Below are 14,708 nucleotides of genomic sequence, written 5' to 3' on the forward strand. Positions count from 1 at the left end.
GGGCCACCCCGCCGTCGTACGCGGCCCGTTCAGAGGGTGGGGGCCAGTTCGTACCACCTGACCGGCGGATCGTCCGCCCGCAGCGGCAGCAGAAACCGATCGATCTCCAGGTCGGCCAGGGGATAGCGCTGGAATCCGTCCTGGAATCGCTGGCGTATCGCCTCGGAACGCGGATGGTAGTCGTCTTTCGTCAGCACCCGGAGGATGGCCGCCTCGGGCTGGAGCATGAAGAGGAAATGACCTTCGACGCCATTCATGTACCGCGAATGGTCATGTGGGTAGCAGGGCGCGAACACACTGATGAAACATTCCTCTCCCTCCAGCACGAAGAACCACTTGGGATCCGCGGCGATCGCCGGATCGAGACCCGCGGGAGCCGCCTCGGTGAGATTTCTGTGCAGAAACTCGACGAAATTCCTGAAAAGCTGGGTCAGATCGTCGAACGTCTCACCGAAGACCCGCGTGGGAAAGGCGTACACGAATCCGTCGATGACATCCCGGTCCTGAATCCGCAGGAAGCGGCGCACGGCCGGAAGGGACGCCTTCATGTTGTCCCCGAACGAGCGGCCCTCGTCGTAGGCCGGCGGCCCCCACAGCACCGACTTCTGGGCGAACGGGCAGAAGGTCTCCATCTGGACGGGGCGGATGATCCGCACCGACTCGGCCCGGGACGGGTCGAACTCCGACTCCTCCGCCGCCCGGTCCATGCTCCGGGTGCTCTCCAGCAGCCGCACCAGTTGCTCGCTCAGCTCCTCGTGCGAGGCGAAGCCGGCCATGGCGGCCGTCAGCAGACCGGGCAGCAGACGGCGCAGTGCCACCACGCTCGGATCGCTGCCCTGCCGGGCCTCGGAGCGGTCGAAGGCGATGGTGCGGCGGACCGGTTCGGCCGCGGCCTCGAGCCGGGCCACGGTTTCCGGCAGCGGCAGCGGCCGCTCCGACCACAGCGGCCCCTCGGTCAGGTCGGCCGGCCACGACGCCTCGTTGAAAGCCTGCTGAAGAGGGATGCCGTAGCTGTTGGCGAGCGCCACGGCCGCGACGATCACCTCGGCGAGGTACCGCCCCGCGGCGGCCTGGCCGGCGGCCTCTGCTCCGCCGGCCTCCCGCAGGGCGGCGACCCGGTCGGCGAGGTAGACGTCGGACGGGTCGGGAGCCCAGTACGGCCCCCGGTCCTCGACCATGCGGCGCACCGCCTCCTGGAGGCGCGCGATGTGCAGCTTCACTCGGCGGCCCCCTCCCTGCCTCCCTCGGTGCCCGCCTTGCGCACCAGAAACGGCCCGATGGCCAGGTAGTCGATCTCGGTCTTGAGGAAGGTGGCCAGAGCGTCGGCCGGGGAGCAGATGATGGGCTCCTGGTCGTTGAACGAGGTGTTCAGCACCATGGGCACACCCGTGAGGGTCTCGAACTCGCTGATGATCCGGTGGAAGCGGGGGGTGACGTCGGCCCGGACGGCCTGGATGCGGCAGGTGTTGTCGACGTGCAGGACGGCACCCATCCGGTCGTGCTTGTCGGCCTTCGCCGGGTAGGCCATCAGCATGAAGTCGCCCGCGCCGGTCTCCTTGGCGACCTCGAACCACTCGGGCACCGCCTCGCTGAGCACGCTGGGCGCCAGCGGACGGAAGTACTCCCGGTGCTTGACCTTGTGGTTGAGGTCGTCGCGCATGGAGCGGCTGCGGGGGTCGCCGATGATGCTGCGGTTGCCGAGCGCCCGGGGACCGAGCTCCATGGCACCCTGGAACAGCCCGATGACATGGCCCTCGGCGAGCAGCCGCGCCACCTGAACCTCGAAGTCCTCGGGGCGCTCCACGACCAGCCCGTCCCGGGCGGCCAGCTCCTTCTCGATCTCCGCCTCGGTGTAGGACGGCCCCCAGTAGGCGTGGCGCATCTCCTCGCCGCGCTCCTTGCCGAGGATCGCGTTCCACACATGGAGTGCGGCGCCCAGGGACAGGCCGCCGTCGTGCGCCGCGGGCTGGACGTACAGCTCCTCGAACGGCCCCTGCTCGAAGGCCACCTGGTTGGTGACGCAGTTGAGGGCGACACCGCCCGCGAGGCAGAGCCTGCTCGCGCCCGTCAGGCCGTGCAGGTGGCGCGCCATGTGCAGGACGAGTTCGTTGGTCTTCTCCTGGAGCGCCGCGGCGATGTCGTGGTGGACGTCCTCCAGCGGCTCGTCGGGGCGGCGCGGCCGGACGCCGAGCACCGCCTCCAGGCCCGAGGTGTCCGCGGACGGCGGGTAGTACAGGATGTCGCTGAAGTTCAGCAGGTCGTGGCGCATGTCGAAACCGCCGTCGTCGGTGGTCCAGGCGAGCCGGCCGAAGCCCTCCGCGAACCGCTGCGGGTCGCCGTACGCGGCCAGGCCCATGACCTTGGCGGCGTCGTAGACCCCGAAGCCGAGGAAGACCGACACCAGTTCCCACAGGTAGCCGATGGACGCCGGGTAGCGGACGCTCTGCACGACCTCCAGCTCGTTGCCCTTGCCGTGGTAGAAGCGGGTCGAGTAGGCGTCGTCGCCGAGCGCGTCCACGACCAGCACCGCGGCGTCGGGGAAGGTGGACGCGAAGTACGCCGAGGCGCCGTGCGCGGTGTGGTGCGCCACCCAGTGGAAGTCGCCGGTGAAGCCCAGCTCCGCGAACTTCTTGGGAATGCCCGGCAGTGTGTCCAGGAACAGCGACTGCTTCTCGGCGCTGTCCCAGGGCGAGGGCAGCCCGCCGTCCCTGACGGCCTTGATCTCCGCGGGGTCGGCCGCGCAGGTCACATGGTCCACGTCCGCCAGGGTGATGCCGGCCTTGTCCAGGCAGAACCGGATGGCGTTCACGGGCAGTTCGTCGGGGTTGTCGGCGCGCGCCTGCTTGCCGTGCTTGACGCGGTTGAAGCGCTCCTCCTCCGCCGCCGCGACCACGTTCCCGTCCTTCAGCAGACAGGCCGACGACTCGTGGTAGACCGAGTTGATGCCGAGGATGTACATGGGGGCTCCCATCGTGAGCGGTCAGACCAGCGGCTGGTAGGCGAGACGGGGGAAGTAGTCCTCGCGGGTGCCTTCGCGCCGTACGTCCCAGGTGGCGCAGTGCAGGGAGCCGCCGTACTCGAAGACGTTGCGGAAGGGGACGGTGAAGACCTCGAAGCCGAGCTTGTCGAGCAGGTCCTGGAGGGGCTTCTCCTGCTCCTCGCAGATCAGCTTGGTCGGGGAGATGCTCAGCACGTTCATCGACAGCCACTTGGAGGACTGGCAGTACAGCGGCATCTCGTCGTTGTTCAGGACCGGCTGCGGCGCCTCGACCAGCTCCCAGTCGTTGTCCAGGAACATCCGCTCCTCGCCCTCGCGCAGCGGGCGCTCCGGGTTGGTGAGGATCAGCCCCGGGCGCAGCGGTACGAAGGTGCAGTCGATGTGGGACGGGAAGAAGTCCAGCGGGAAGTGGACCGGGTGGACGCGGAAGCCGCGCGGCTCCAGGTGCCGCTTGAGCCAGTGGATCCCGGCCCGGTTGGTGGTCATCGACTCCTGGACCAGGATGTCGCGGCCCAGCCGGCTCATGTCCGCCGCGTCGAAGACGACCTCGTCCTGGGTGATGCAGAACTCGAAGGAATGCATCCGGGCGTGCCGCTTCTCCAGCGGCCACTCCCAGAACTCCTCGCGGTACATCCCGGCGGCCATGGACGGCTTGGGCGCGGTGGTCCACTCCACGCGCGGGTCGGCGTTCCAGTACTCGTACACCAGCTTGCGGTAGGGCTGGTACTCGAAGTAGCGGGCGCGGCGCGACATGGTGGCCTCGATGATCTCGTTGCCCATGGTGATCATCACGTCGCGCGGGCAGACCGCGCAGTACTGGTTCTCCACCTCGAAGTCGGGGGTGCGCACCGGGGCGGAGAAGTCGTGCGGCTGCGGGCGGCGCACGGTGACACCCTGGGACTCCAGCAGCCGGACGAGACCGTCCAGTTCCTCGTTGGCCCGGTCGATGGCCTCCTTGGGCTTGGGGCCGGTGGGGAACGGGGTGCCGGGCGCGCTGCGGACGGCGGGCCGGCTGCCCGGCTCGGTGGGTTCGAAGTTGGCGTTGTCGGCGGAGCCGACCACCATCTCCTGCAGCGGGTCCCACTCGTTCCACGAGTTGACGATCAGGGGCTTGTCCATGAAGGGGTACCTGTCTCCTGGTGTCGGGTGTGCGGGAGTCGTGCCGTGCCGCGCCGGCTCAGTCGTACGCCTTGGAAAAGAGCTCCACCACGTAGGGGCCGAACTGGCAGGGCTCGTAGCGCGGCGGGTTGTCGTCGTCGCAGCAGACGTCCAGCGGTGTGATCACGGCGTCGTAGGCGGGCTCGAAGAAGAACGGGATCGAGTAGCGGTCGACGGCCCCCGGGAGCTGGACGCGGTGCCATGTGGCGCGATAGCGGTCGTTGGTCCAACGCTGCATCATCTGGCCGATGTTGACGAGGAAGGTGCCCGGGATGTGCGGTGCCGGGATCCAGTCCCCCTCCGCGTTGCGCACCTCCAGGCCGCCGACCTCGTCCTGCTGGAGCACGGCGAGGAAGCCGTAGTCGACATGGGCGCCGAAGCCGTGGTCGACCTCGTCCATCGTCAGCTTGTCGGGCGCAGTCCCGCCGACGGTCTCGTTGTACGGCGGGTAGTGCACCATCCGCAGGTCGCTCAGCTCCATGCCGTGGAACGGGGCGAAGTAGTGCTCGTCCAGGCCGAGGCTGAGGGCCATGCCGGCGGCGATGCGGGCGCTCAGGCCGTACAGCTGGTCCCAGGCCCGCATCACGGTCTCCCGGAACGACGGCAGGGCCGGGGGCCACTGGCCCGGGTCGTCAAGGGGATGCACGTCGGCCCGACGGGCGGCCGCCGCGGCGGCGATCGTGCCGGCCTGCCTGCCGGACTGCGGCTGGAGGTCCAGGCACTCGTGCCAGTCCGTCTTGCCGGCGGTGACCTCGCCGCCCAGCGGGACATAGCCGCGGAACTGCTCGGTGATGCCGAGACGGATCCTCATCTTCTCCTCCAGAGGGAGGGCGAAGAAGTCCCGGGCCGCGTCGAACAGGGCTCGGCTGTCGGCATCGGAGATGCCGTGGTCGGTGATGTAGAAGAAGCCGACGTCACGGCAGGCCTCGCCGACCCGCTCCACGGTCAGCCGCAGCTCCTCCGGGTCGGGGTCGGGCGTCACCAGGGGGCCGATGCCGATGACCGGGACTTCCTTGAAAGCCGTTCCGTGGGTGTTGTCGCTCATTGCCCCTCTTCGTTCTCGGTGTCCGGGCCGTCGTTGTTCCGCCCGGGGAAGATCACATTCATGCGCGCCCACTCCAGCTCGCCGACGGGGGTGGTCGGGATAAGCTCCCGGCCCCCGGCGAGCCAGGAGTTGCCGGCGGGCACCGCGACGGGCCCGCTCAGCCGCGGACTCAACGCGCGGTCGACCGGCACCAGCGGCCGGCGCAGGTCGGGCAGGAAGAACGACGCGTAGGAAAGACGCTCGGCGCGCAGCGCCGAGTTGTGTACGCGGTGCGGGCAGGCCCGGTAGTAGCCGTGCGTCCACACCTCCATCAGCTCGCCGCCGAACACCGAGAAGACATCCGTGGGCGGCTCCACGGGCACCCACCGGCCGTCCGCCGCCTCGGCCTCGAGTCCGCGCTGCTCCTGGAGGCTGACGGTCAGCAGCCCGCTGTCGGTGTGCCGTTCCAGCCGGGATTGCCCGGCGCCGAAGCCGGCCGGGTCGCGGTAGCGGATCAGCCGGGAGTAGGAGCACAGCTCGCCGCTGGTCACGGCGTGGTCCGTGTCGGCCGGCTGGTCCAGGGTGAGCAGCAGGGCGCGCAGGGTCGCCAGGGTGATGCGGTCCATGGCCGCCGAGTAGGCCTCGACCACGGGCCGGAAGCGGGGCAGTACGGACGCGTCGGGCCACTGGTTCGGCCCGTACAGGCCGGCGTGCCAGGGCTGCTCCTCGCCCTCGGGCGCCGCCGTCTCCTTGCCGAACTCGAAGGACTCCTTCAGGTCCGGCACGCCGTTGGTGTACTCGGCGCCCTGTGCGACATAGCCCCGGTAGTTGGGCGACTTGTCGATGTCCAGGGCCTGTTTGGCCTCCTCGGGCAGCGCGAAGAATGCCCTCGTCTGCTCGTGCAGGGAGGGGAAGAACTCCGGGCCGAGTTCGGCCCGGGCGTCGACGTGGACGATGGCGTGGTCACGGAGCGCGTCGTGCAGCCGGTCGAGCGTCGCCGGCCGGCCGGCCTCCAGGTCGGCGAGTGCGAGTACGGGTATCACGGACTCTCCTCGGGTCGGGGCTCTGTGGATACTCGGGGGGCGTTCAGCGCGGCAGGTCGTCGACGCGCCGCTCCGGATCGGCGGCCAGTGCCTCCAGCAGCTCCCGGAACCGTGCCGCCCAGGCGCGGACGGTGACGTCGTCGAAGAGGTCCGTGCGGTAGTCGAAGTCCAGGCGCAGTCCGCCGTCGTGTTCCAGGCCGTCGAGGCGGAAGTCGGTGAGCGCGAACCGCGTCGGCACGGGCCGGAACTCGGCCCGCAGTCCGTCGAAGTCGGGGCACGGGGTGGCCCGGTCCAGGTTGAAGACGGTGCGCAGGGGCAGGGGGTAGGTGGCGGGGTCCGCGCCGAGCGCGTCGTGCAGCCGCGCGAACGGCACCTCCTGGTGCTCGAACGCGTCCAGCACGGACTTTCGGGTGGCCCGCAGGTGGTCGGCGAGGGAGGCGTCCGCGGCCAGCCGGCTGCGCACCGGCAGGAAGTGGGCGCAGTAGCCGACGGCCGACTCGCTGCCCTTGAGGGTGCGGCCCGCCTGCGGGGTGCCGACGACGATGTCGTCCCGGCCGGTCAGTTCGTGGACGAGCAGGTTGTACGCGGTGAGCAGGGTCATGAACAGGCTCGCCTTGTGGGCCCGCCCGGTCTTCTTGACCGCGGTGAGCAGCTCGGCGTCGAGGGTGGTGGTGAACCGGGCGCCGTGATGGGAGCCCGGGTCGCCGTCCCTGGCGCGGTCGGCGGGCAGCAGTGTGTCGGGAAAGCCGTCGCGGAACCGCTCCAGCCAGTACGCCTGCTGCTCGCCCAGCTCGGGCCGCCGCCGCTGCTGCCACTCCACGACGTCGCGGTGCTGGAGGGGGCGGCCGAGCGTCGCGGGGGCGCCGCGGCGTTCGGCGGTGTACAGCGCGGCCAGCTCCTCGGTGAGGACGGAGACGGACCAGCCGTCCGACACGATGTGGTGGGCGAGCAGGGCCAGCTCGTGCAGGTCGTCGGCGAGCCTGAGCACGGTGATGCGCAGCAGCGGGCCCTCGGTGAGGGAGAACGGGTGCGCCATCGCCTCCCGCCACCACTGCCCGACCGCCGCGTCGCGCCGGTCGGCGGGCGTCGCGGTGAGGTCGACGACCTCGACGGGGATGTCGGCGGCGGGCCGCACCTCGGCGGTCCCGCTCGCGCCGTCGTCGGGGAAGACCGTGCGCAGCGCCTCGTGACGGGCGGTCAGGGCGGCCGTGGCGCGGCGCAGCGCGGGCAGGTCGAGGGGCCCGTGCAGCCGGATGTCCTCGGGGACCGTCCACGAGGGCCCGCCCTCGGCGCGGCGTTCCAGGGCCTGCAGGGGCCGCTGCTCCTCGCCGAGGGGAACGCGCCGCGGGGCGCCCGCCGTGGCGCCGGGGGCGGGCGGCAGGAACTCCCCCTCGCGCATGGCCGCGATGGACTCCCTGACGGCGGTGACGATGCCCTCGATGTCCTCGTCGGTGTGCGCGCTGGACAGGAAGCAGGTGCGTCCCTCCCAGATGTAGATGCCCCGGCTCAGGAGGTGGAAGTGGAACACCTCGATCTCCAGCGGCTGGTACGCGTAGCTGGCGTTGCCGCGCCAGGCGAACCGGAACACCGAGGAGAAGTGCAGGACCCGGATGGGCACCTCCTCTTCCTCGAAGAAGGCGTTGAGGGTCTCCGCGAGACGGGTGGTGCGCGCGGTGAGGGCCTCCTGGAGCGCGGGGCCCTGGTCGCGCAGGTGGCGCAGGATGCCCCGGGCACTGGCCATGGCCAGCGGGTGCATCTCGAACGTCGACCCGATGTAGGTCTTCTCGCTGTCGGGGTCGGGGCCCGGCCCGTCGGCCCACACACCGCCGTCGACACGATCCAGGAACTCGGCCTTGCCGGCCACGACGCTCACCGGCAGGCCGCCGCCGACGACCTTGCCGTAGGCCACGATGTCGGCCCGCACGCCGAAGTACGCCTGCGCACCGCCCGGGTGGACCCGGAAGCCGGTGATCACCTCGTCGAAAATGAGGGGGATGCCGAGCCGGGCGGTCAGCTCGCGCAGTTCCTTGAGGAAGTCCGCGGGCTGGAGCGCCGGGTTGCGGCTCTGCACGGGCTCGACGAGCACTCCCGCCAGCTGGTCCGCGTGCTCCTCGATGGCCTTCAGCGACGAGCCGGCGCCGTAGGTGAGGATCAGCGGGTCCCGGGCGGCCTCCGGAGAGATGCCGGGCGCCATCGGGACGGAGTGCGTGGGGTCGCCGAGCACGTCCGGCAGGGCCAGCACCCGGTCGTCCTGGCCGTGGTAGGACCCGGAGAACATCACGAACCGGGAGCGGCCGGTGGCCGCCTGGGCCACGCGCAGCGCGCCGCGGACCGCGTCGGTGCCGGTCACCGCGAAGAACAGCCGCTCCACGCCGGTCATCTCGCACACCAGCTCGGCGACCTCGTCGGACAGCGACGAGATGGGGCCGAGCTGGAGGCCGTACTCCAGCCGGTCGGCGACGGCCCCGGCGACGAAGTCGGGGTCGTGGCCGCACAGCAGCACGCCGACCCCCATGGCGACGTCGATGTACTCGTTGCCGTCGATGTCCCGGAAGCGGGCGCCGCGCGCCCGCTCGCCGATCACCGGGTACGAGACGGAGCGGGTCTCGGGCCGCACCGACCGCATCCGGGTGTCGGCCCGCCGCGCCCGGTGGTCGACGGCCCGCGCCAGCGAGCCCGCGGTGCGCTTCTTGTACGTGTCCAGCAGCTCGTCCAGGTGGGCGCGCTGCCGCGGGGTGAGTTGCCGGGGCGGGGTGCCGGCCGCGGCGGGGCGCTGTGCGGTGCCGGGCCGGGCGACGGGGGCCGTCTCGCGGCGCGGTACGGGCAGGGCGGCGGCCGGGGCCGGGCCGGGCAGGGCGGCGGGGGCGCTTTCCCCGTGCCGGGCCAGGACCTCCAGCTGGCGCTGCATCACCTCGAGTTGGGTCGCCATCAGCCGGGCGAGTCCGCTCTGGTCCGCGGCGCCGGCCGGCAGGCCGGCGGGGGCCGGCGGTCCGGTGGGCTGCGCGGGGGCGGGCACGGAGACCGGGGCGGGCATGCGGGCCGGGGCGGGCGTGTCCCCCGGCAGGGGGTGGCCGGCGGGAACGTGGGCGTCCACATGCTCCGCGAGGGCCTCGGGAGTGTCCAGGTCGTCGAAGAGCCGGCCCACGGTGAGGGTGATGCCGTACAGATCGGTGAGGTCCTGGATGATCCGCACCATCAGCAGCGAGTCCGCCCCGAGGTCGACGAGGGTGGTCCCGGGCGGAATGTCCGCGACCTCCATCTCCAGTCCGGCGCCGATGCGTTCCCGCAGATCGGCGAGGATCCGCTCGCGCCGCCCCGCCTCGTCGGCCGGCGCGGGGTCGTACACCTGGGGCGAGGACTGCTCGGACACAGTGGGCTCTTCTCTCCGTGCGAACCAGTGGGGAGTGCGCTGGAAGGGGTACGTGGGTGCGGGCACGCGGCGACGCGGGTACGGGCCGTCGAACGCGGCCCAGTCGATGTCCACACCCGCCGTGTACAGCTCGGCGACGCTGTGCAGCATCTGCTTCCAGTCGTCGCGGCCCTCCCACAGCGAGGACGGCCAGCGCACGGCGGGTCCGGTCCAGCTCTGCCGGCCGAGCAGTTGCAGCACCGGCTGGGGACCGATCTCCAGGATCGCGCCGCAGTCCTCCCGGGCGAGGGCGGCCATGCCGTCGAAGAACCGGACCGGCTCCCGCATATGACGGCGCCAGTAGGCGGCGTCCACCGTGTCGACCGGCCCGCCGGTCACGTTCGAGATCATCTTCACGCGGGGCTCGGTGTACGCGACCCGGGCGGCGGCCTCCTCGTACGCGGCGAGAGCGGGCTCGATCATCGGGGAGTGCGGGGCGTGCGGAATGCGCAGCGGGCGGCCGTCCAGCCCCCGGGCCTTCAGCTCCGCGAGCGCCTCGGCGACGGCGTCGGCGGCGCCCGCGATCAGGGTCTCACGGGGCCCGTTCAGCCCGGCGACGCCGACCTGCCCGGCGAAGGGTTCGAGAACCGGCACGACCTCGCCCGCCGGCGCGAGGACAGCCGCCGTGGCGCCGCCCGAGGTGGTGTCCTCGATGAGCCGGGCGCGGCGGGCGACCAGTTCCAGTCCGTCCTCCAGTGAGAAGAACCCCGCCACGCAGGCGGCCGCGTACTCGCCGGTGCTGTGCCCGAGCACCACCTGCGGCTCGACGCCCCACGAGCGCCACAGCTCCGCCAGCGCGTACTCCAGCGCGAAGAGCGCCGGCTGGGCGTGCGAGGTGCGGTCGATCAGTCCCTGTCCCGGGCCGTCGGGCTTCGGGTACAGCACGTCGAGCAGCGGGACGTCCAGGAGGCCGTGCCCGCGCAGGATCTCGTCGCAGGTCTCCAGGGTCCGCCGGAAGCCGGGGTGCGTGTCGAACAGCAGCCGGCCCATCCCCGCGTACTGGGATCCCTGACCGGTGAACAGGAAGGCGACGGCGGGGCGTCGGGTGGCATGGCCCGATGAGACACGGGCGCGGCGGCCCTCCGCGTAGGCGGCCAGCAGCCCGGCCGCCTCGGTGGCGTCGGCCGCGGGGACGGCCAGCCGGTGCGGGTGGGACGAGCGTGCCGTGGCGGCGGTGTGGGCCACGTCGGCGAGCGGGGGCGCGGAAGGGTCGCCGAGCAACGCGGCGTAGCGGCCGGCGAGTTCGCGCAGCGCCTCGGGGCTGCGCGCGGACAGCGGCAGCACCTGGCGGGGCCGGTCGGGGCCCTGGGGCAAGGGGGGTGCGGCCGGTGCGGGGGCGGCCTCCAGGACGACATGGGCGTTGGTCCCGCTGAAGCCGAAGGAGCTGACTCCGGCGGCGCGGGCGCCCTCGGGCCAGTCCCGCAGCTCGGTGGGCACCTCCACGGGCAGGTCCGCCCACGGGATGTGCGGGTTGGGCTCCCGGAAGTTGAGGTTGGCGGGGACCCGGCCGTGCCGCAGCACCTGGACGGCCTTGATCAGCCCGGCCGCCCCGGCGGCGGCCTCCAGGTGCCCGATGTTGGTCTTCGCGGCGCCGATCAGCAGCGGCCCCGAGGAGCCGCGGTCGCCGAAGACCGCGCCGAGCGCCTCCACCTCGATGGGGTCGCCGAGTTGGGTGCCGGTGCCGTGCGCCTCGACATAGCCCACCTCGTGCGGCGCGATCCCGGCGTCCGCCAGCGCCGCCCGGATGACCTCCTGCTGGGCGAGGCCGTTGGGCGCGGTCAGTCCGTTGGTGCGTCCGTCCTGGTTGACGGCGGTGCCCCGGATCACCGCGTGAACGGGGTCGTGGTCCGCGAGGGCGTCCGCGAGCCGCTTCAGTACGACGATGCCGGCGCCCTCGCCTCGCGCGTAGCCGTCGGCGCGGCTGTCGAAGGTCTTGCAGCGGCCGTCGGCGGCGAGCGCCGAGCCCTTGCAGAACGCGATGAACGCGTCCGGCGACAGCATCAGGCTGGCCCCGCCGGCGAGCGCCATGTCGCACTCGCCTGCGCGCAGGCTGCGTACCGCCAGATGCACGGACACCAGGGCCGACGAACAGGCCGTGTCCAGAGCCAGGCTGGGGCCGCGCAGACCGAGGTGGTACGAGAGCCGGCCGCTCGCCACGCTCAGGGCCGTACCCGTCACATCGTGCATCTCCACGGAGTGCGCGGCCGCACGCTGCATCTGGTGGAGGTACTCGGCCTCCGAGATGCCGACGAACACGCCGGTACGGCTGCCGCCCAGCCGGCGGGGGTCGCGCCCCGAGTCCTCCAGCGCCTCCCACGCCACTTCGAGGAGCAGCCGCTGCTGCGGGTCCAGACGCTTGGCCTCGCGCGGCGAGATCCCGAAGAAGGCCGCGTCGAAACCGGCGACATCGTCGAGGAAGCCGCCGCGGCGGCAGTACATGCGGTCCTCGGCCCCGGGGTCGGGATCATAGAGGGCGTCCACGTCCCACCGGTCGGCGGGAATGTCCCCGATCGCCTCACGGCCGGTGCGCAGCAGCTCCCAGTAGGCGTCCGGGTCGGGCGCCGACGGCAGGCGGCAGCCCATGCCGACGACCGCGATCGGCTGCGACCGCTCCTGTTCGAGTTCGCGCACCCGGGCCTGAAGTCCGCGGATGGCGGTGAGTGCCTTGCGCAGCCTGAGCGCGTCGGTGCTGTCGTGGTGGTCGGTCACGGCGTGGCGTCCTCGTCGTCGTTCAGCAGCAGGTCGAGTTCGCGGTCGACAAGCGCCCGCAGGTCGTCCAGGGGCAGGGCGTCCGGGTCGCCTGAGGCGTCGGGACCGCCGGAGTTCTCCGGGTGGCCGGAGGCTTCCGCGTGGCTGGAGGCGTCCGGGTGGCCGGAGGCTTCCGCGGCCGCCGCGCCTGCGGGCTTCGCGTCGAGGCCGAGCTGTTGCTCCAGATGGGCTTGGAGCTGTTCGACCGTGGGGTGGTTGAAGGCGACGGTCGCGCCGAGCGACACCTCCAGATCGCGCTGAAGGCGGTTGCGGAGCTCGACGACCATCAGCGAGTCCATGCCGAGTTCCGCGAACGTGGTGTGCCCGTCGACTCGGTACCCGGCGGGCAGCTCCATCAGGGTGACGAGCTGCCGCTCCAGGTAGCCGCGCAGCAGTGCGGGGCGCTCGGCGGACGGTGTCCGCGCCAGCCGGGCACGCCAGGACTCGGCCGGGGCGGACGGCGCGGCGGGGGCCGGCGCAGAGCCGTCACCGGACCCGGCCCGGGCGGTCCGTTCCCGCCCGACGGCCGGCATGACGCCGATCTGCGCGACGGGCGCGCCGAGCAGGGCCACGAGCGCGTCGACGCCCTGCTCCGGAGGGATCATCGCGGTGCCGGTCCTGGCCATGCGGTCGGCCATGTGGGCGGCCATCCCGACCTCGGCCCAGGGGCCCCAGCCGATCGCGAGACCGGGCAGGCCCTCGGCGCGGCGGCGGGCCATCAGCGCGTCCAGGAAGGCGTTGGCGGCGGCGTAGTTGCCCTGGCCGCCGTCCTCCAGGAGGGCGGCGACGGAGGAGAAGGAGACGAAGAAGTCCAGCGGCACGTCACGGGCCCGGGTCACCCGGTCCAGCTCCCACGCACCCCCCACCTTCGGCCCGAACACCCGCCCGAACCGCTCCGCCGACTGCGCCCCCAGCACCCCGTCGTCCAGCACACCCGCCGCATGCACCACACCCCGCAACGGCGCCACACCACACACCCCGTCGATCAAACGCTCCACCTCACCCGGCACCGACACATCGGCCGCCACCAGATGCACCCGCGCCCCCGACACCTCCATCTCCGCAACCGCCCGCACCACCTCCGCCGACGGCTCCCCCGCACCCCGGCCCGCCAGCACCACATGACCGGCACCCTCCGCCACCAGCCGACGCGCCACACACAACCCCAGACCACCCAGACCACCAGTGACCAGATACGCCGCCTCCGACGACAACCGCACCGGCCGGTCGAAGGTGAGCACGACCTTTCCGACGTGCCGGGTGTGCTGCATATGGGCATAGGCGCGGGCCGCGTCGCGGCGGGGGAACACCGTCATGGGCAGCGGGCGCAGCGCACCGGACGCGAACAGGTCGCCCAGCGCCTTGAACAGGCCGGGCAGCAGCGTGCCGTCGCGTTCGGCGTCGTCGCCGAGGTCGAACGGGAAGTAGCCGACGTCGGGCCGTTCGCGCCGCATCCGCTCGGGGGACCAGATGCCGAGCCTGCCCATCTCGACGAAGCGTCCGCCGGGGGCGAGCACCGACAGGCCGGCGGGGATGAACTCGCCGCTGAGGCTGTTGAGGACGACGTCGACTCCCTCTCCGCCGGTGACGGCCAGCAGCTCGTCGGCGAACGAGGTGCTGCGGGAGTCCAGGACGTGGGTGACGCCCATGGCCCGTACCGCGTCCCGTTTGCCGGCGCCGGCCGTGGCGAACACCTCCGCGCCGAGTGCCTGCGCGATCTGCACCGCGGCCCCGCCGACGCCGCCGGAGGCCGCGTGCACGAGCACCCGCTCGCCCGGCCGCAGACCGGCCAGCCGGGCCAGGGCGTAGTAGGCGGTGAGGAAGGCCAGCGGGATCGTGGCGCCCTCGGCCGGGGACAGCCCCTCGGGCAACGGGGCCACCTGGCCGGCCGGTGTGGTGACGTAGTCCGCGAAGCCGCCCTCCGTCATCGCCATCACGGCGTCGCCGACGGCCGGTTCCGTGACGCCGGGGCCGACGGCGGTGACGACGCCCGCGCATTCGAAGCCGAGTGGGATGTCCCCGGCGTGTTCGAGACCGTAGGTCTCTGCGTAGTGGTCCCGCATCATGCCCAGCGAGATGAGCACGTCACGGAAGTTGAGGCCGGCGGCCCGCACCTCGATCTCGACCTCTCCCGCCACCGGGGTGCGGCGCCGGGCCGGCTCCGACCGGAGGTACTCCGGGCCGCCGTACTCGGTGAGGACGAGCCGGCTCGGGGTGGGGTCGGGGGTGGGGTCGGCGGCGGGGGCGAGTGCCGGGCGCAGACGCGTCCGCCCCCGTACCGCGCTGTACGACAGCTCCGTACGCAACAACCGCTCCAGCGGCGCCACC

Annotated in this window: 7 protein-coding genes; all 7 read right to left on the bottom strand. The window is 72.3% G+C overall.

Translation table 11 applies throughout. The annotated features are described in order from the left end of the window. Positions 1–29 precede the first annotated feature (29 nt). A complete protein-coding gene (locus ABZ876_RS21265; protein ID WP_361783195.1) occupies positions 30–1,220 on the bottom strand; it encodes a YqcI/YcgG family protein in 1,191 nt (396 codons plus the stop codon). Next, positions 1,217–2,959, bottom strand: coding sequence for a carbamoyltransferase C-terminal domain-containing protein (locus tag ABZ876_RS21270; protein WP_361783198.1), 1,743 nt, complete (start codon positions 2,957–2,959; stop codon positions 1,217–1,219). Before ABZ876_RS21270 ends, ABZ876_RS21265 begins: the two co-directional genes overlap by 4 nt. A gap of 21 nt (positions 2,960–2,980) precedes the next feature. Continuing rightward, positions 2,981–4,117, bottom strand: a complete 1,137-nt coding sequence (locus ABZ876_RS21275) for a glycine amidinotransferase (RefSeq protein WP_361783201.1) — start codon at positions 4,115–4,117, stop codon at positions 2,981–2,983. A gap of 58 nt (positions 4,118–4,175) precedes the next feature. Then, a complete protein-coding gene (locus tag ABZ876_RS21280; protein ID WP_361783204.1) occupies positions 4,176–5,201 on the bottom strand; it encodes a 2-oxoglutarate and iron-dependent oxygenase domain-containing protein in 1,026 nt (341 codons plus the stop codon). Then, positions 5,198–6,223: a 2-oxoglutarate and iron-dependent oxygenase domain-containing protein gene (locus ABZ876_RS21285; protein ID WP_361783207.1), complete on the bottom strand. Its 1,026-nt coding sequence runs from the start codon at positions 6,221–6,223 to the stop codon at positions 5,198–5,200. Before ABZ876_RS21285 ends, ABZ876_RS21280 begins: the two co-directional genes overlap by 4 nt. A gap of 43 nt (positions 6,224–6,266) precedes the next feature. Then, complete coding sequence (locus ABZ876_RS21290; protein WP_361783210.1) at positions 6,267–12,341, bottom strand: aminotransferase class III-fold pyridoxal phosphate-dependent enzyme; 6,075 nt, start codon at positions 12,339–12,341, stop codon at positions 6,267–6,269. After that, positions 12,338–14,708: SDR family NAD(P)-dependent oxidoreductase (locus ABZ876_RS21295; protein ID WP_361783213.1), on the bottom strand; the 2,371-nt coding region annotated here is incomplete at its 5' end. The genes ABZ876_RS21290 and ABZ876_RS21295, both read right to left, overlap by 4 nt.

This window comes from Streptomyces sp. NPDC046931 (assembly GCF_040644655.1).
Lineage (GTDB): Bacteria > Actinomycetota > Actinomycetes > Streptomycetales > Streptomycetaceae > Streptomyces.

Coding starts and splice junctions, on each gene's coding strand:
- ABZ876_RS21270 (WP_361783198.1), bottom strand. CDS start 2,959: ATGTACATCCTCGGCATCAACTCGGTCTACCACGAGTCGTCGGCCTGT.
- ABZ876_RS21275 (WP_361783201.1), bottom strand. CDS start 4,117: ATGGACAAGCCCCTGATCGTCAACTCGTGGAACGAGTGGGACCCGCTG.
- ABZ876_RS21280 (WP_361783204.1), bottom strand. CDS start 5,201: ATGAGCGACAACACCCACGGAACGGCTTTCAAGGAAGTCCCGGTCATC.